This is a genomic window from Curtobacterium sp. SORGH_AS_0776 (genome assembly GCF_031453355.1).
Taxonomy (GTDB): domain Bacteria; phylum Actinomycetota; class Actinomycetes; order Actinomycetales; family Microbacteriaceae; genus Curtobacterium.
Window position 1 is genome coordinate 3,453,704 of the sequence record NZ_JAVIYU010000001.1, and the last position, 15,994, is coordinate 3,469,697.

The following is a 15,994-nucleotide window of genomic DNA, read 5'->3' on the forward strand; positions in this document are numbered from 1 at the left end:
AGTCTCGCTGCCAGCGCACGCACCCGCGCACCAGCGCACGCACGGACGGGAGGCGCGGTGCGGGTCGGACCCGCACCGCGCCTCCCGTCAGGCGGTCCTGCCTACTTCACCGCACCGGCCGTCAGGCCGGCCACGAACTGCCGCTGCACGATGAGGAACGCGATCACGACCGGGATCGAGACGACGAGGGACGCCGCCATGATCTGGTTCCAGTACACGTTCGTCTGCGTCGAGTACTGCTGCAGACCGACCGCCAGCGTCTGCCCGTCGCCGTTCGTCATGACCGAGGCGAAGAGCACCTCGCCCCAGGCCGTCATGAACGAGTAGATGCCGACCGCGACCAGACCCGGACGCGCCGAGGGCAGGATGACCCGGAACAGGGCACCCATCGGGCCGGAGCCGTCGACCATCGCGGCCTCGTCGAGTTCACGCGGGATGGTCTCGAAGTAGCCCGCGAGCATCCAGATCGAGAACGGGAGCGTGAACGTCAGGTAGGTGATGATCAGGCCGGTCCAGCTGCCGACGAGCTGGATGCCGAGCGCGTTCCCGAGGTTCGTGAAGATCAGGAACAGCGGGAGCAGGAACAGCACTCCGGGGAACATCTGGGTGGAGAGCACCGCGGTGGTGAAGGTGCTCTTGCCCTTGAAGTTCCAGCGCGAGACACCGTAGGCGGCGAAGGTCGCGATGATCAGCGAGAACACCGTCGCGACCGTGCAGACCACGAGCGAGTTGATGAAGTACTTGCCGAGCGGGACCGTCGACCACATGTCGATGAACGGCTGGATGGTGATGTTCGTCGGGATCCACGTGAAGTCGTTCTGCACGTCACCGAGCGGCTTGATGGCCGTGGTGATCATCACGTAGAGCGGGACGACCGTGAACAGGGTCAGGACGACCAGGGTCACGACCTTGAAGGACTTGGCGCCGAATGTCTCACGCACGGACGGACCTCCGGTTGGTCACGGCGAGGTAGATGCCGGTGACGATGAGCAGGAAGATGAGGAGCAGGACGCTCATCGCGGCACCGGAGCCGAAGTTCCAGGTGATGAAGGACGCGTTGTAGATGTGGAAGCTCAGCAGGTCCGCCGCCGGGGGCTGGGCGGTCGAACCGAACAGCACGAACGGTGTGTTGAAGTCGTTGAACGTCCAGAGGAACATCACGAGCACGAGCGTCACGTTGACCGGGCGCACCATCGGCAGCGTGATCGAGCGCCACTGCCGGAAGGGCTTCGCGCCGTCGACCGAGGCGGCCTCGTACACGTCGTTCGGCACGGACTGCAGGCCGGCCATGAGCATGAGGAACGCGAACGGCCAGGTCTTCCAGATCGCCACGACGACGACCGAGACGAAGGCGTTCGAGCCGATCAGCCAGAACGGGCCGGTGCCGTTGAACAGGTGCAGCTGGTCCACGAGGATGTGGTTGATCGCACCCGAGTCACGCTGGAACATGAACTTCCAGGTGATGATGCCGGCGTACATCGGCAGCGCGTACGGCACGAGGAAGAGCGTGCGGAACAGGCCGCGACCCTTGAACGGCTTCTGCAGCGCGACCGCGGCGGCCATGCCGAAGGTCCACGAGAGCCCGACCACGAGGACCGTGAAGCCGCACGTGATGAGGAACGAGTTCAGGACGCCCTTGCCGATCGCCTGGTCGAAGTCGATGACGACCGAGTAGTTGCGCAGCCCCGCGAACGGTGCGGCACCCCAGTTGGCGATGAAGTACTTGGTGAGCTGGATGAACGAGATCCAGATGCCGGTGAGCATCGGCACGATGTGGATCAGCAGCTCGAAGAGGATGGCGGGCGCGACGAGCGCGTAGGGCAGCCAGTGTCCCTTGCGCTTCCGACCGGGCGGACGGCCCGACGTGGTCGGGCCCTTCGTGTGGGTCAGGTCGATGCGCTCGGAGTCGGGCAGGACCGAGGTGGACATGAGCGGGGGCCTTTCGGCAGGAGGGGGATCGGGTGCTTCGCGCGGACCGTGGCAGCGGTCGGGAGGCGCGGCATGCGTGAGCCGATCGGCTCACCCCCGGCGTGTGGCCGGGTGCGGAACCGCAGGTCGCGGGCTCGACGTGGGCGGGGCCGTGGACCTGAGGGGGCTGGAAACGACCGTCCCGGAGCGGGAGGGGCCGTAGACCTGAGGGGTGGAGGCCCGGGGCGCGTCCTTTCGGACGCGACCCGGGCCTCCTGGGCGGATCAACCAGCGGCCTGGGACACCTGGTCCTGGGCGGTCTGGAGCGCCGACTTGATGTCGCTGTCCGAGACGGTGGAACCGGTCGCGATCTTGGCGAACATGTCGTTCATCGCCTTGCCGACCGTGGACTCGAACTGGTCCTCGGCGGGCACCAGCGGGAGCGGCTTCGCCTTGTTGTTGTAGATGTCGAGGAACGTCTTCGTCTGCTCGTCGGTGACCGAGTCAGCAGCCGCGGCGAGCACCGGCAGCGCCGAGTACGGCTTGTCGAGCGTCGTCTGCGTGTCCGCGCTCGTCATGTACTTGACGAACTTGAGCGCGCCGTCCTTGTTCTTCGTGTTCTTGAAGATCGACAGGTTGATGCCGGCCGGGAAGGACGCGATGTCCTGACCGTCAGCGGTGGTCGGGAACGGCACGACGCCGAACTCGTCCGTCTTCATGCCCTGCGACGTGATGGTCGCGTTCGCGTTGTTCTGCGTGAGCATCATCGCGGCCTTGCCGTTCGCGAAGTCCGAGACGGCCTGGGTGCCGTTGTCGTACTGCGCGTTCGACGGGTTGACGACCTTGTCGGACTGCATCAGGTCGAGGTAGCGCTTGATGCCGTCGACGTTCGCCTTCTGGGTGAAGGTCGGCTTGCCGTCCTTGTCGAACCACTCGCCGCCGTTCTGGGCGGAGGTGATGAACGCGAAGTGCGAGTTCTCGGTGTACGAGCCACCGGCGATGGTGAAGCCGTACTTGTCACCCGAGGTGAGCTTCTTCGCGTCGGCGGTGAGGTCCTCCCACGTGGTCGGCGCTTCGATGCCGGCGTCCGAGAACATCTTCTTGTTGTAGTACAGGCCGTAGGCGAGGCCGTAGAGCGGGACGCTCGTGACGGTCTTGCCGGGCGCGCCACCGGTCGAGAGCGCGACCTTGCCGAACTTGTCGGACCCGCCGATCGCCTTCATCTCCGAGTCACCGAACTCCTGGAAGGCGCCGGTGGCCTGGAGCGAGGTCGCCCAGGTGTTGCCGATGTTGACGACGTCCGGGCCCTGGCCCGAGGTGACGGCGGTCTGGATCTTGTTCTGCAGGTCGTTCCAGCCGATGACCTGGAGGTCGACCTTGATCCCGGTCTCCTTGGTGAACTTCTTGAGGACGGGGGTCAGCACCTCCTTGTCGTTCTGGAGCGACGTGCCCTGGTTGGACGCCCAGTAGGTGAGCGTCTTGGAGTCGCCGGACGAACCGGAGCCTCCGGAGGAGCAGGCTGCGAGGCCGGTCACGGTGAGTGCCGCGGCCGCGGTGATGGCCAGTGCGCGGATGGCAGTGCGCATGACTCTCTACTTTCTCGTCGTTGAGATGGTGCAGGGGGTGGTGCTGTTCGTGCTGTCGGGTGCTGCTGTGTGTGCGGTGCCGCTCCGGCCGGTCAGGCCAGGGTCGACGCCGCGGGGTCCCAGCCCTCGGGGAGGGTCGGGGAGGGTGCGACGGTGCTCTCCACGAGCACCGCCTCACCACGTTCGGCTGCCTCGGCGATGGAGACCATCACGTCGAGGACGTGGAAGGCGAGGGCACCGGGGACCCGGTTCTCCGCTCCTGCGCGGAGCGAGCGGGCCAGGTCGACCACGCCGGTGCCGCGCGAGTAGGTGGACCCCACGGCGGGGATCGTCTCGGGTTCCTCGGAACCGAGTGCGTACAGCTCGGTGTCGCCGTCGAAGTTGTTCGGGTCGGGGAACACGACCGTGCCGGTCTCGCCCGCGATCTCGACGAAGCCGGTGCGGCCGCGGTCGGACTCGAACGAGAAGACGCTCTGCGCGCTGCCACCGTTCTCGAACTCGATGAGGGCCGAGTGGTTCGTCGGGACCTCGACCGGGAACTCGGTGCCCGCCTTCGGGCCGGAGCCGATGGTGCGGGTCGCGCGGGACTTCGACGCGGTCGCGGTGACCTTCTTCACCGGGCCGAACGCCTGCACGAGGGTCGTGATGTAGTACGGGCCGATGTCGAACAGCGGGCCGGCGCCGTACGCGAAGAGGAACTCGGGGCTCGGGTGCCACGACTCCGGGCCGGGGCTCTGGAAGAGCGTCAGGCCGTTGAGCGGGGTGCCGATGCGACCGTCGCGGATGGTGCGCAGCGCGGTCTGGAGCCCGGCACCGAGGAACGTGTCCGGGGCGACGCTGACGGTCTTGCCGGCGGCACGGGCGGCGTCGCGCAGTTCGGCGGCGCTCGCACGGTCGAGGGCGTAGGGCTTCTCGCCCCAGACGTGCTTGCCGGCGGCGAGGGCCTGCAGGGCGACCTCGACGTGGGCGGCCGGGATCGTCAGGTTGACGACGATCTCGATGTCGTCGTTCGCGAGGAGCTCCTCGACCGTGCCGGATCCGGCGACGCCCCACTTCTCCGCCTGGGCCGCTGCGCGGGGCAGGTCGATGTCGGCGATGAAGTGGACCGTCACGTCGGGGAAGACCGTGAGGTTCGAGAGGTACTGGTCCGAGATGACCCCGGCGCCGATGACGCCGACGCCGACCGGGCCGGTGCGGGTGGTCTCGGTGGCGTCGACCTGCGTGTCGGTCGCGGTGGTGGTGTCGGTCATGCGCGGGCCCCCTCGAGGAACGTGTAGGAGTCGGTGACGGCCTGGAAGACGTCGCCCTCGTGGTCGTCGAGCTCGACGACGTGCAGCGCGTCCGGCGCCGCGGCGATGATCTCGCGGATCGGCATGACACCGTTGCCCACGGCGACCTGCTTCTTGTCGTCGTGCGAACCGTCGCCGTCCTTGACGTGCAGGAACTGGACCTTGTCGCCGTACTTGTCGATGATCGCCACCGGGTCGTCGCCGCCGACCTTCACCCAGTAGGTGTCGAGTTCGAGCACGACGTCGTCGGACAGCGCGTCGGCGAAGACCTCGTAGGCGGAGACGCCGTCGATGCGGTTCGAGAACTCGAACGCGTGGTTGTGGTAGCCGAGAGTGAGACCGTGGTCCGCGGCACGGGGAGCGAGGGCGCTCAGCTCGCGGGCGATGGCCTCGACGTCCTCGCGGGTGGTCCAGCGGGCCTCGTCGATGTGCGGGTCGATGAGGGTCGTGAGGCCGACGGTGACGCTCGCGTGGAAGATCTGCTCGAGGTCCTGCTCGCCGGCGTCGAGGAGCCGGGCGTGGCCGCTCGGGCTCTGCAGTCCGGCCGCGGCGAGGGCATCGCGCAGAGCCTCGGCGCGGTCGACGAAGCCGAAGGCCTCGACGTTCGTGTAGCCGATGTCGGCGATGCGCTGCAGTGTGCCGGGCAGATCGGCAGCGAGGGCGTCGCGGACTGTGTAGAGCTGGACCGAGAGCGGTTGGGTCACCAGGGGTTCTCCTCGTCGAGATGGTGTGGTCGACGTCGACCGAGCGTCACACTATGACCACTTTTGTCGGCGGTCAAGCAGAAGTTCGTGGTTCTTCGACGAACTTCGTTGCGTGGCGCGTTCGATGTGTGCTTCACTCCCCCACATGGTCGACTTGAACCGGACGGCAGCGTCGCCTCCGGTCGGGACGAGCGAGCTCTTCCAGATCCTCCGCGACGGCGTGCCGCGGACCCGGGCCGAGCTCGCCAGCCTGACGGGACTCGCGCGCTCCACGATCGGCGTGCGCCTCGATGCCCTCATCGAGGTCGGGCTCGTCGGACCCGTGGACACCGCGGCGTCCACGGGCGGACGCCCGCCCGCGCAGGTGGCGCTCATGCCCCGCGCACGCCTGGTCATCGCCGCCGACCTCGGGGCCTCGCACGGCCGCGTCGCCGTCACCGACCTCGTCGCCGAGCCGCTCGCCACCCGCGAGGCACGCATCGACATCGCTGCCGGCCCGGTCCCCACCCTGACGTGGCTCGTCGAGACGATCGACGCGCTCCTCGACGAGGTCGGCCGCGCCCGGGAGGACGTCATCGCGATCGGCATCGGCGTCCCGGGGCCGGTCGAGTTCTCCACCGGACGCCCCGCGAACCCGCCGATCATGCCGGGCTGGGACGGCTTCGACGTGCCCGGATGGCTGCGCGCGCACATCGCCGCCCACGTCCTGCTCGACAACGACGTGAACATCGCGGCCCTCGGGGAGCGCGAGCACGGCTGGCCCGGCGTCGACCACCTGCTCTTCGTCAAGGTCGCCACCGGCATCGGCTCCGGGATCGTCTCGGACGGCGAGCTCCAGCGCGGCGCGCAGGGCACCGCGGGTGACATCGGTCACGTCCGGGTCTCGAGCGCCGGCGACGTGCCGTGCCACTGCGGGAACACCGGGTGCCTCGAGGCCGTCGCCTCCGGTCCGGCCATCGCCCGACGACTCCGCGCGAAGGGGCACGACGTGCACTCCAGCGCGGACGTCCTCGAACTCGTCAACCGGTCGGACCTCGACGCCATCCAGGCGGTGCGCCAGGCCGGACGTGACATCGGCGAGGTCCTCGCCACGTGCGTCTCGCTCATGAACCCGTCGGTCATCGCGCTCGGCGGATCGATCACCCAGGCCGGGGAGCACCTCCTCGCCGGGGTCCGCGAGGTCGTCTACTCCCGCTCCATGCCCCTCGCCACGGAACACCTGGTGATCGCGCAGTCGCGGGCCGGGTCGCTCGCGGCGCTCCAGGGCGCGGCGGCGCTCGCCATCGGGTACGCGCTCTCCCCCGCGGGGGTCGACGAGCTGGTGACGTTCGCCGAGGGGCGCCAGCTGGTCTCCTGACCGGTGCGTCGCGTCCGTGCGTCCGCCGGTGCGTCGGTTTCGTCTCGTCGGTGCGTGGGGAGAGAATCGACGGGTGACGATCGTGCAGCCCACCCTGTGGGGCGACCTGGACCCCGGCCTGGAGGCGCAACCCGCCCCCGGTACGCCGGCGTCGGTCGCATCCGTGGCCGGCTCCACGGCATCGGGCCCCGTCGTCCACGACGCGTTCACCGCGCTCCGCGGGCACACCGAGCGCATCGTCGCGCACTCCTCCGACCGCGTCGCGTGGCTCCGCGCCCGCGCCATGGGCATCACCGCCACCGACGTCGCCCGGCTCGCCTCGCTGCGCGCCGTCGACGCGGTCGTCACCGACAAGCGGTACGGCTCGCGGTTCTCCGGCAACTCGTTCACGGAGCACGGCAAGGAACGCGAACCGGTCATCGCCGCCTGGGTCGCCGCGACGCACGGCATCCAGCCGTCCGCACACCTGTTCCACGCCGCAACCAACCGCGCCCACCTCGCGACCCCGGACGGCGTCGGCGTCGACGGTTCGTCACGGGTCGTCCTCGCCGAGATCAAGACCACCGGCAAGGGGTGGCGGAGCATCCCCCGGCACTACCTCCGCCAGATCTGGTGGCAGCAGTACGTGCTCGGTGCCGACCGCACCCTGTTCGTCTGGGAACGCCACGACGGCTTCGTGCCCGTCGCCGACGAGCCCGAGTGCCGGTGGGTCGACCGCGACGACGACCAGATCCGCGGGCTGATCCAGCTCGCCGACCTCGTGCTCGACCGGCTGCGCGACTTCCGGAGCTAGACCTTCACGATCCGCAGGCGACTCATCCCGATGACGAGCACGCCGAGCAGGACGATCGACACGGCTACCCCGAGGCAGTACAGCGCGACGACGCCGTAGCCCAGGTCGGGGTTCAGGAACGGGTACGGCACCCATCCGTCCGTCGCGCCGCGGACCAGCACCACGATCGTCCAGACGGCCGGGTAGACGAGGAACCACCACACGTGGCGGAGCAGGAGCTTCGACCGGTCGGAGAACAGCAGCCAGTCCAGCACCGCGTACGCGGGGAGGACCTTGTGCAGGATGTCGTTCGACCACTGCACGTTCGCCGACACGTCGACCCCGGTGAGCAGGGTGTTGTAGACGATTCCCGTCGTCGCGATGTACACCGTCGCCGCGCCGCGGAACAGACTCACGCGCAGGTCCCCGCGCTTCCGGCGGGCCGCCGCGACGAGGGTCACGGCGAAGGCCAACGCGATGATGATGTTCGACTGGATCGTGAAGTAGCCGAAGAAGTTCCACGGGTTGTAGCTCGGGAGCTTCGAGCTGACCAGCCACTGCCCGACGATGGCGGCCACGACGGCGATGACCGCGAGCAGCCGGAGCGAGTTCACGAGGGTGCGCACCAGGCCACGTTACCGGGAACGCGGAAGGACCCGCACCGGGAGCGGTGCGGGTCCTTCACTTGGTCAGATGACTCAGATGCTGTTGACGTCGAGCGGGATGCCCGGGCCGAAGGTCGTCGAGACGGCGCCCTTCATGATGTAGCGGCCCTTCGAGGCGCTCGGCTTGAGGCGGTTGATCTCCTCGAGTGCGGTCGAGATGTTCTCGTCGAGCTGCTCCGGCGTGAACGAGGCCTTGCCGACGACGAAGTGCACGTTGGCGTGCTTGTCGACACGGAACTCGATCTTGCCGCCCTTGATGTCGTTGACGGCCTGCGCCACGTTCGGGGTCACGGTGCCGGTCTTCGGGTTCGGCATGAGGCCGCGCGGGCCGAGCACCTTACCGAGACGGCCGACCTTGCCCATGAGCTCCGGCGTCGCGACGGCGGAGTCGAAGGCGGTGTAGCCCTCGGCGACCTTCGCGATGAGCTCGTCGCCACCGACCTCGTCGGCGCCGGCGGCGATGGCGGCCTCAGCCGCTGCGCCGACCGCGAAGACGATGACGCGGGCGGTCTTGCCCGTGCCGTGCGGCAGGATGACCGTGCCACGGACCATCTGGTCCGCCTTGCGCGGGTCGACACCGAGCTTCAGGGCGACCTCGACGGTGGAGTCGGTCTTGGTGGAACCGGTCTCCTTCGCGAGGGCGACTGCCTCGGTGGGGGTGTAGAACTTGTCGGCCTCGATCTTCGCGGCCGCGGCCTGGTAGGCCTTGGACTTCTTCGCCATGGTGTTCTCCTTGGGAGCTACGTGGTTGACGAGCCGGCGCGGCTCTCCCACGGAAGGGTGTTCGGTTGTGTGCCTGAGCAGGTGGGGCTTACGCCTCGACCGTGATGCCCATCGAGCGAGCGGTGCCGGCGATGATCTTCGCGGCCTGCTCGATGTCGTTGGCGTTCAGGTCGGCCTGCTTGGTCTCGGCGATCTGACGGACCTGGTCCATCGAGATCTTCGCGACCTTGACCGTGTGCGGGGTCGCGGAACCCTTCTGCACACCCGCGGCCTTCTTGATCAGCTCTGCCGCCGGCGGGGTCTTGAGGACGAACGTGAACGAACGGTCCTCGTAGACGGTGATCTCGACCGGCACGACGTTGCCACGCTGCGACTCGGTCGCCGCGTTGTACGCCTTGCAGAACTCCATGATGTTGACGCCGTGCTGACCGAGCGCCGGACCGATCGGCGGGGCCGGGTTGGCGGCGCCCGCGTTGATCTGCAGCTTGATCAGGCCCGTGACCTTCTTCTTCGGTGCCATGACTTGTCTTCCTCCTGGAATCGAACGCACGGGGATCCGTGCACTCTCCCGCTGGCCCGGCCGTTCCGGACCGCGGTGAAGCCCCGCACGCACGAAGCGTGCGGGGCCAAACTCGTTGAGTCTACCCGATGATCGGGTTGGACTACAGCTTGGTGACCTGGTCGAAGCTGAGCTCGACCGGGGTCTCGCGCTCGAACAGCGAGACGAGGACCGTGAGCTTGCCGCTCTCCGGCTTGATCTCAGAGATCGACCCCGGGAGACCCGCGAACGAACCTTCCTTGATGGTGATCGTCTCGCCGATCTCGAAGTCGACCTCGGCCGCCGGCTGGGACTGTGCGCCGCCGGAGCCCTTCGCGCCGCCCTTGGTCGGAGCGGCCTCGGCCACCTGGACCAGGGACTTCAGCATGCCGAACGCCTCGTCGAAGCGGAGCGGCGTCGGGTTGTGGGCGTTGCCGACGAAGCCGGTGACACCCGGGGTGTGCCGGACGACGGACCACGAGTCCTCGTTGAGGTCCATGCGGACGAGCACGTACGAGGGGATCCGGACGCGGGTGACCAGCTTGCGCTGCCCGTTCTTGATCTCGACGACGTCCTCCATCGGGACCTCGACCTGGTAGATGTAGTCCTCCATCGACATCGAGACCATGCGGTTCTCGATGTTCGACTTCACGCGGCGCTCGAAGCCCGCGTAGGAGTGGATGACGTACCACTTGCCCGGCTTCATCCGCAGCTCGGCCTTGAAGGCCTCGTACGGGTCGACCTCGGCCTCTTCTTCGGCTTCTTCAGCGTCGAGGGCCTCGTCGGCGGCGAGGGTCGCGTTGGCCTCGGCCGCGGTCTCCTCTTCCAGCTCGACCTCTTCTTCGTCCTCGACTGCCTCGACGGCGGCCTCGGCCTCGTCGGCGGTGTCGATCTCGAGCGCGTCGTCCACGACGGCGTCGGCCTCGGGGTCGCGCGACTCGGCCAGCGCGGTGAGCGCCTCGTCGATGCCGGCGTCGACGGTGCCGTCGTCGGGCTCGTCGCTCAGGCCGAGGGACTCGTCGTTCTCGTCCTCGATCTCGATGGCTCGCTCTTCGGCGGACTCGGCCGAACGCTCCTCGCCGGTCTCGACGTCGCCTTCCTGGTTCTCCTCGACTTCGGAGGACTGCTCGGCAGCCGTGGCGAGGTCGATGTCGTCGCGGGAGTTGTCAGACACTGTCGAATCTTTCCGTTCGGTGATGCGGATCGGGTTGGCGGGCGGATCGGTTCACGACCGGCGCCGTCTCGGGCGACCGTACTCCTGTCCGCGAGCGGTCAGGACAGCCGGCGTCCGGCTCAGGCCGTCGGCCCGTTGCCGAACACGTACCCGACGCCGAGTCCGAACACGAAGTCGAGGACCGACACCAGGATCATCATCACGACGACGAAGACCAGGACGACGCCCGTGTAGCTGAAGAGCTCCTTGCGGGTCGGCGTGACCACCTTGCGGAGCTCGCCGAGGACCTGACGGATGAAGAGCACGATGGCAGCGAACGGACCACGGCGCTCGGCCCGGTCCTGCTTCGCCTTGGCGACGACGTCATCCGCCGTCGTCTCCATGTCTTTGCTCGCCAACTTCTACCCTTCCAGATGTGCAGGGCGGACAGGACTCGAACCTGCAACCTGCGGTTTTGGAGACCGCTGCTCTACCAATTGAGCCACCGCCCTTCGGACACGGTTCGTCACCGATCCGTGTTCCGGTGGTCGAGTGTACGGGAGTCCGTCACACGGTGTCCACTTGACGGATGCTCCGGCGTGCCGCGCCGGTAGGCTGGGCCCCGTGAGCACCGAAGCCCCAGGCCCCGAGTCCACCGCCCACCCCGCTGCCGCGACCACCGATCGGCCGCGCATCGCGTCCCGCATCGCCGCGATCGCCGAGTCCGCGACGCTCAAGGTCGATGCGAAGGCCAAGGCGCTCAAGGCCGCCGGTCGCCCGGTCATCTCGTTCGCCGCGGGCGAGCCGGACTTCGCCACGCCGCAGCACGTCGTCGACGCCGCCGTGCAGGCAGCGCAGGACCCGAAGAACCACCGGTACACGCCCGCGACCGGCCTGCCCGAGCTCAAGCAGGCGATCGCCGAGAAGACCGCCCGCGAGTCCGGCATCACCGTCGACCCCGCCCGGGTGATCGTCACGAACGGCGGCAAGCAGGCCGTCTACCAGGCGTTCCAGACGATCGTGGACGAGGGCGACGAGGTCCTCCTGCCGGCGCCGTACTGGACCACCTACCCCGAGGCCATCCGGCTCGCCGGGGGCGTCCCCGTCGACGTCTTCGCCGGCAGCGACCAGGACTACCTCGTCACGGTCGACCAGCTCGAGGCCGCCCGCACCCCGAAGACCAAGGCGCTGCTGTTTTGCTCGCCGTCGAACCCGACCGGCTCGGTGTACACCGCCGAGCAGACGAAGGCCATCGGCGAGTGGGCGCTCGAGCACGGCATCTGGGTCATCAGCGACGAGATCTACCAGGACCTCGTGTACGACGGCGTGCGGTTCACCGGCATCCTCGAGGCGGTGCCGGCCCTCGCCGACACGACGATCCTCGTCAACGGCGTCGCGAAGACGTACGCGATGACCGGGTGGCGTGTCGGGTGGTTCATCGGCCCGTCCGACGCGGTCAAGGCGGCGTCGAACCTCCAGTCGCACCTGTCGAGCAACGTGTCGAACGTGTCGCAGCGCGCCGCGATCGCCGCGCTGACCGGCCCACAGGAACCCGTCACGGCCATGCGCGAGGCCTTTGACCGCCGTCGTCAGGCGATCGTCGCGGGTCTGAACGCGATCCCGGGCTTCGTCACGCCGACCCCGCACGGCGCCTTCTACGTCTACCCGGACGTCTCGGCGCTCCTCGGCCGCGAGTGGGCCGGCTCGACTCCGACCACGACGCTCGAACTCGCCGACCTCATCCTCGAGCACGCCGAGGTCGCGGTCGTCCCCGGTGAGGCGTTCGGCCCCTCCGGCTACCTCCGCCTGTCGTACGCGCTCGGTGACGACGACATCGCCGAGGGCGTCGCGCGGCTCGCGAAGTTCTTCGCGTAGTCACCCGTTGACGCAGAACGGCCCACCTCGTCGAGGTGGGCCGTTCCGCGTTGCGGGCCAGGAGGCGCGGCTCGGCTCAGGCGAGCAGGTCGCCCACCACGACGGGTTCCGGCACGAGCGAGACACCGAAGCGGTTCAGGACGGTCACCTGGACGTAGCGGGCGAGTTCGGCCACCTGGGCGGCGGTCGCTCCCCCGCGGTTCGTCAGCGCGAGCGTGTGCTTCGACGAGATCGCGGCGCGGGACCCGGGGACGGCGTACCCGCGGTGGACGCCGGCGTGCTCGATGAGCCACGCGGCGCTGAGCTTGACGTCGTCGCCCGCCGGCCAGCGCGGCGCCTCGGCCGGCAGGGTCTCGGCGAAGGCGGCGGACACGATCGGGTTCGTGAAGAACGACCCCGCGCTCCACGTGTCGTGGTCGTTCGCGTCGAGGACCATCCCCTTCGACCCTCGGAGCCGCAGGACCTCGGACCGCACGGTCGCCGGCCCGACGAACGCCCCGAGCTCGACGCCGAGCGACCCGGCGAGCTGGGCGTAGCGGACCGGGACCCCGGCGCCGCGGACGGTTCCGAGCCGGAACTCGACCGTCAGCACGGCACCGCGCCGTCCGTGCTTGAGGGTCGAGGTGCGGTAGCCGAGCGCCAGCTCGGCCGCTGGTACCCACGCGCGCTCCCCCGTCGACGCGTCGAGGAACTCGATCCGGGTGAGCACGTCGGACAGCTCGACCCCGTAGGCGCCGATGTTCTGCACGGGGGCGGCGCCGACCGTGCCCGGGATGCCGCTCAGCGCCTCCAGGCCCGTCCACCCGTTCTCGACCGTCGTGGCGACGAACGCGTCCCACGGCTCGCCGGCCGCGACGCGGACGGTGACGCCGTCGTCGTCCGCGTCGTGCTCGATGCCCGTCGTGCGCACGAGCACGACGGTGCCGTCGAAGCCGTCGTCGGCGACGAGCAGGTTGCTGCCGCCACCGAGGACCAGCCACTCGTCGTCGTCCCACGCCGACGTCACGTGCGCGACGAGCTCATCGGTGGTCGACGCCGTGAGCAGCCGCGCCGCGGGACCACCGACGCGCAGCGTCGTGAGGTCGGCGAGCACCGACTCCGTCACGGTCAGCGGAACGCCACCGTGACCTGCGCCTTGCCGAGCACGGTCTGCCCGGCGGCGGTCACGGTGAGGTCGATGCGCTGCGGACGGCCGTCGTCGTCGACGGTGCCGACCTTGGCGACGACGCCGACGGTGGCGCCCTGCTCCGGGTCGACGACCACGGGGCGGGTGAACCGGACGCCGTAGCGGACCACCCAGCCGCGGTCGCCGAGCCACTCGGAGACCGGCTGCACAGCGAGTCCCATCGTGAGCATGCCGTGCGCCAGGACACCGGGCAGCCCGACGGAGGCGGCGACGTCGTCGCGGTAGTGGATCGGGTTGAAGTCGCCGGACGCGCCGGCGTAGCGGACGAGCGAGTCGCGGGTGAGGTGGACCTCGCGCTCGGCGACGACGGTGCCGACCTCGAGCGCGGTCACGGGTGCGGTGGTCATGCGTCGTCTCCTCGGACCACGAGGGTGGAGGTCGCCGTGACGACGTGCTCCCCCGCGGCGTCGTTCATCGTGCTCTCGGCGGTGACCATGGCGTTGCCGCCGAGGGTCTTCACGCTCGTCACGGTCAGGGTCGCGGTGAGCTCGTCCCCGGCGACGATCGGGCGCTCGTAGGCGAAGGCCTGCTCGCCGTGGACCACGCGGGAGAAGTCGATGCCGGCGTCGGGCTCGGCGAGGAGCTGGGCGAGCGTGGCCTCCTGCACGACGACCGCGAAGGTCGGCGGGGCGACGACGTCGTCGTAGCCGGCGGCGCGGGCGGCCTCGGGCTCGTGGTGGATCGGGTTCGTCGCGAACACGGCGCGGGAGAACTCGCGCACCTTCTCACGACCGACCAGGTAGGGCTGGGCCGGCGGGAACGTCCTGCCGACGAGCTCGGGGTTCACAGACACGTCCGGCAGTCTAGCGACGCCCGCTCGGGGGGCCTGTGTCCATGAGTATGCATCGGCTATGCTGACCCGACGCGGTTCGGGGGAACCGACACCGATCTCCGGGGATGGGGAGGAACGATGGACCACACGACAGAGTTCGCCGTGCACACGGGCGACCGCTGCACCGCGATGGAGGCCGCCGGCGCCGCACTGCAGCGGGGCGGGGCACCACGTCGAGTCGACGGGCGGGACGCTCACCGCGACGACCGGCAACCGAGTGCTCACGATCCTGCTCGGGGCGTTCGTGCACCCGTCGCGGGAGTTCCGGCGGTACGAGCTCTCGACGACCGTCACGGGGACGTCGACCACGATCACGCTGCGGCACTCCGGGCACGGCACCGCGGTGTCGGGCGGGGAGATCGGTGCGAAGCGGCGGCACGATGCCTGGCGCAGCACCGCCGCGGTGATCGAGCGGGCGCTCCGTCAGGCGGGCGTGCTCAGCGCGCGGTAGCGCGCCGCGCGGGGGCGGCGCGGGGGGCGCGGGCTGCGCGGGGGCGGGCGCGGGCGCGCGGGACGCGCCGCGGGCCGGGCGGGCCGGGCCGGGCCGCCGGGCGCCTGCGGCCGGGCGCGGGCGCGTCGCCGGGCGCGGGCGCTGGCCGCACAACGCAAGTCGCTGCGAACCGCGTCTTCGCACGGTTCGGCGGGACTTGCGTTGTGCGCACGCACCCGGCGCTGCCGGCGCCCGGCGCTGCCGGCGCCCGGCGCGCGGCGCGCGGCGCGCGGCGGCCGGGAACCAACCACGGAAACGACACGGAACCAGGTCCTGGGGCCGGTTCGACGTCGGGAACGTGGTTCGACGCAGCCCGCGGACCGCGACGGTGAGCGGTCGCCCGCGCCGGCACGCGCGCCGCACAACGCAAGGCACGGCGAACCGCGCACTCCCCAGGTTCGGGGCGACTTGCGTTGTGCGCAGGCACCCGACGCCGCGGGCGGGGCGGGGCGGCGCCGCGGCGCACCCCGCAACGCGCGGGCGGGGCGGCGCGTGCGCGGGCGCGGGGACGAACCACGGGAACGACACGGAACCAGGTCGTGGGGCCGGTTCGACGTCGGGAACGTGGTTCGACGCCGCAGCCCACACCGAGGCACCGACGCCGACGCGCCGACGCACACGCAAGACGCGCGCACGGCACCGCCCCGAGAACGACGAAAGCCCGGCGAACGGATCGCCGGGCTTGCGGTAGCGAGGGCGGGACTTGAACCCGCGACCCCACGATTATGAGTCGTGTGCTCTAACCAACTGAGCTACCCCGCCAAGGATCCGGCACGACTACCGCACCGGGTCGGAGCCCCGAGTCAGGATTGAACTGACGACCCCTTCCTTACCATGGAAGTGCTCTACCACTGAGCTATCGGGGCATGTGCCGCTCGGCGGCACCACACGAGGATAGCAGACCCGCGACGGTGGT

General features: G+C 69.7%; 17 protein-coding genes and 3 tRNA genes. 4 read left to right on the plus strand and 16 right to left on the minus strand.

The genetic code is table 11. The annotated features are described in order from the left end of the window. Window positions 1-101: 101 nt before the first annotated feature. The 5 genes from QE359_RS16760 to QE359_RS16780 all read right to left on the minus strand — a co-directional run bounded on the left by QE359_RS16760 (window position 102) and on the right by QE359_RS16780 (window position 5,487). Entirely contained in the window at window positions 102-941 is an 840-nt protein-coding gene (locus tag QE359_RS16760) for a carbohydrate ABC transporter permease (RefSeq protein ID WP_070418381.1), read from the minus strand. Next, window positions 934-1,929, minus strand: coding sequence for a carbohydrate ABC transporter permease (locus QE359_RS16765; RefSeq protein WP_092386365.1), 996 nt, complete (start codon window positions 1,927-1,929; stop codon window positions 934-936). Before QE359_RS16765 ends, QE359_RS16760 begins: the two co-directional genes overlap by 8 nt. A gap of 263 nt (window positions 1,930-2,192) precedes the next feature. Beyond that, window positions 2,193-3,494: an ABC transporter substrate-binding protein gene (locus QE359_RS16770; RefSeq protein WP_070418380.1), complete on the minus strand. Its 1,302-nt coding sequence runs from the start codon at window positions 3,492-3,494 to the stop codon at window positions 2,193-2,195. A 92-nt stretch (window positions 3,495-3,586) separates the two neighbouring features. Then, the gene (locus QE359_RS16775; protein ID WP_309780021.1) at window positions 3,587-4,744 is read right to left on the minus strand and encodes a Gfo/Idh/MocA family oxidoreductase; all 1,158 of its coding nucleotides are present in this window, start codon (window positions 4,742-4,744) and stop codon (window positions 3,587-3,589) included. Continuing rightward, window positions 4,741-5,487: a sugar phosphate isomerase/epimerase gene (locus QE359_RS16780; RefSeq protein ID WP_309780023.1), complete on the minus strand. Its 747-nt coding sequence runs from the start codon at window positions 5,485-5,487 to the stop codon at window positions 4,741-4,743. The genes QE359_RS16775 and QE359_RS16780 overlap by 4 nt, the downstream gene beginning before the upstream one ends. Window positions 5,488-5,632: 145 nt before the next feature. Here QE359_RS16780 and QE359_RS16785 point away from each other — a divergent pair, with 145 nt between their 5' ends. Together QE359_RS16785 and QE359_RS16790 are read left to right on the plus strand one after the other, a co-directional pair. Next, on the plus strand, window positions 5,633-6,844 hold the full coding sequence (locus tag QE359_RS16785; protein WP_309780024.1) for an ROK family protein: 1,212 nt from the start codon (window positions 5,633-5,635) through the stop codon (window positions 6,842-6,844). Between the two features lie 73 nt (window positions 6,845-6,917). Beyond that, complete coding sequence (locus QE359_RS16790; RefSeq protein WP_309780025.1) at window positions 6,918-7,637, plus strand: YqaJ viral recombinase family protein; 720 nt, start codon at window positions 6,918-6,920, stop codon at window positions 7,635-7,637. On the opposite strand, the gene QE359_RS16795 is transcribed toward QE359_RS16790, so the two are convergent. The 6 genes from QE359_RS16795 to QE359_RS16820 all read right to left on the minus strand — a co-directional run bounded on the left by QE359_RS16795 (window position 7,634) and on the right by QE359_RS16820 (window position 11,207). Continuing rightward, window positions 7,634-8,242, minus strand: coding sequence for a Pr6Pr family membrane protein (locus tag QE359_RS16795; protein ID WP_092386359.1), 609 nt, complete (start codon window positions 8,240-8,242; stop codon window positions 7,634-7,636). The genes QE359_RS16790 and QE359_RS16795 overlap by 4 nt on opposite strands. A 72-nt stretch (window positions 8,243-8,314) precedes the next feature. After that, the gene (gene rplA, locus QE359_RS16800; protein ID WP_070418374.1) at window positions 8,315-9,004 is read right to left on the minus strand and encodes a 50S ribosomal protein L1; all 690 of its coding nucleotides are present in this window, start codon (window positions 9,002-9,004) and stop codon (window positions 8,315-8,317) included. A gap of 88 nt (window positions 9,005-9,092) precedes the next feature. Next, entirely contained in the window at window positions 9,093-9,524 is a 432-nt protein-coding gene (rplK, locus tag QE359_RS16805; RefSeq protein WP_022906459.1) for a 50S ribosomal protein L11, read from the minus strand. A gap of 142 nt (window positions 9,525-9,666) precedes the next feature. Beyond that, a complete protein-coding gene (nusG, locus tag QE359_RS16810) occupies window positions 9,667-10,716 on the minus strand; it encodes a transcription termination/antitermination protein NusG (RefSeq protein WP_070418373.1) in 1,050 nt (349 codons plus the stop codon). A gap of 119 nt (window positions 10,717-10,835) precedes the next feature. Continuing rightward, window positions 10,836-11,099 carry a preprotein translocase subunit SecE gene (gene secE, locus QE359_RS16815; protein WP_370871658.1) on the minus strand — a complete coding sequence of 88 codons (264 nt, stop codon included), beginning with the start codon at window positions 11,097-11,099 and terminating at the stop codon, window positions 10,836-10,838. A 35-nt stretch (window positions 11,100-11,134) separates the two neighbouring features. Then, a tRNA-Trp gene (locus tag QE359_RS16820) sits at window positions 11,135-11,207 on the minus strand. Window positions 11,208-11,388: 181 nt separating this feature from the next. Between QE359_RS16820 and QE359_RS16825 the strand changes: the two genes are divergently transcribed. Then, window positions 11,389-12,570, plus strand: coding sequence for a pyridoxal phosphate-dependent aminotransferase (locus tag QE359_RS16825; RefSeq protein WP_309780456.1), 1,182 nt, complete (start codon window positions 11,389-11,391; stop codon window positions 12,568-12,570). 76 nt (window positions 12,571-12,646) lie between these two features. Here the strand turns inward: QE359_RS16825 and QE359_RS16830 are convergent, their stop codons facing one another. Genes QE359_RS16830 through QE359_RS16840 form a run of 3 tightly spaced genes read right to left on the minus strand, consistent with a single transcriptional unit; the run spans window position 12,647 to window position 14,549 of the window. Beyond that, the gene (locus QE359_RS16830; protein WP_309780026.1) at window positions 12,647-13,675 is read right to left on the minus strand and encodes a UDP-N-acetylmuramate dehydrogenase; all 1,029 of its coding nucleotides are present in this window, start codon (window positions 13,673-13,675) and stop codon (window positions 12,647-12,649) included. Window positions 13,676-13,677: 2 nt separating this feature from the next. Beyond that, complete coding sequence (locus QE359_RS16835; RefSeq protein ID WP_309780028.1) at window positions 13,678-14,103, minus strand: MaoC/PaaZ C-terminal domain-containing protein; 426 nt, start codon at window positions 14,101-14,103, stop codon at window positions 13,678-13,680. Then, window positions 14,100-14,549, minus strand: coding sequence for a MaoC family dehydratase N-terminal domain-containing protein (locus tag QE359_RS16840; protein ID WP_083295268.1), 450 nt, complete (start codon window positions 14,547-14,549; stop codon window positions 14,100-14,102). Before QE359_RS16840 ends, QE359_RS16835 begins: the two co-directional genes overlap by 4 nt. A gap of 256 nt (window positions 14,550-14,805) precedes the next feature. On the opposite strand from QE359_RS16840, the gene QE359_RS16845 reads away from it, so the two are divergent. Continuing rightward, entirely contained in the window at window positions 14,806-15,039 is a 234-nt protein-coding gene (locus QE359_RS16845) for a hypothetical protein (RefSeq protein ID WP_309780029.1), read from the plus strand. 727 nt (window positions 15,040-15,766) lie between these two features. On the opposite strand, the gene QE359_RS16850 is transcribed toward QE359_RS16845, so the two are convergent. After that, a tRNA-Met gene (locus QE359_RS16850) sits at window positions 15,767-15,840 on the minus strand. Between the two features lie 32 nt (window positions 15,841-15,872). Beyond that, window positions 15,873-15,944 (minus strand) — tRNA-Thr (locus QE359_RS16855). Window positions 15,945-15,994: the final 50 nt, after the last annotated feature.